Source organism: Cryobacterium sp. MLB-32 (assembly GCF_000738085.1).
Classification (GTDB): domain Bacteria; phylum Actinomycetota; class Actinomycetes; order Actinomycetales; family Microbacteriaceae; genus Cryobacterium.
In genome coordinates this window covers 1-972 of sequence record NZ_JPRS01000774.1, presented here as the reverse complement: position 1 = coordinate 972, position 972 = coordinate 1, and the positions used below count along the sequence as shown (strand labels likewise).

Here is a 972-nt window from a genome sequence, read left to right as displayed (position 1 = left end):
CTAATCCGCACGAGTCACCGGGTGACTGGACTGAGCTCGCGGGTGACGCGAGGCTTGGGTTTGTTCCCATTCCGCCGCGTACGCAATGGGACAGTTTCCCGAAACTGGTTGATATTTTCCCGTGGCAGCAACCAGGCGTGAAGGTCAACAGGGCCTGGCCGTACGCAACGACGAAAGAGGTTCTGCGCCGGCGATGGGACTCCCTGCTTGAGGACCCAAATTCAGCCACCCGGGCGGAGAAGTTTGTCACCCCATCATCTGGACGTAACATATTTACTCAGGTCTCAGGGCTGCAGAAGATATCAGAACTGCTTCCCGGAGCTGCGCCGCGGTCCATCGTCAGGTACGCTGCCCGCCCGTTCGACCAGCAATGGATCTTCGATGATCCCCGCTTGATAAACCTTGAACGACCGGCGCTGTGGGCGTCGTTGTCGGTCCAACAATTCTTCATGTGTTCTATGAACACAAGTCCATTGGGCCCTGGCCCTGCCGTCACGGTCGCCGTGGCCCCACCCGATTTGCACTATTTCAGGGGCAGTTACGGTGGGAAAGACGTGATCCCGTTGTACCGTGACGCGGCGGGCGCGCCGAATCTTCCAGCCGGCCTGTTGGACACTTTGACTATGGCGTACGAGTATGACGTGGTTCCGGAAGACATCGCGGCGTATGTCTTTGGGGTTCTTGCTCAACCAGGCTTCTACGAGCGCTTCAGTACTGAGTTAGAAGTGCCCGGCGCCAGGGTTCCGTTTACCAAGGATCCTTCTCTCTTTGCAGAAGTGCGTGACGTTGGTGCCGAGTTGATCTACGCGCAAACGTTCGGGGCTCGAGCGATCGGCCACGCTGCCCATGACGATTTCGCAAACCGTCAAGGCATTGCTTGGTCCCAGGGAGTGACTCACCTTCCGGGTGAATTTGAAATCTCTTACGACGAAGAAACCGAGACTCTGAACGTAGCTGACGGCACGGTATCAG

The 972-nt window shown here is 57.5% G+C and carries 1 protein-coding gene; it reads left to right on the top strand.

Annotated features, from left to right (window positions below; genetic code table 11):
- The coding region (locus tag JF66_RS24060; protein WP_304413069.1) for a type ISP restriction/modification enzyme at positions 1–972 on the top strand (972 nt) is incomplete at both ends.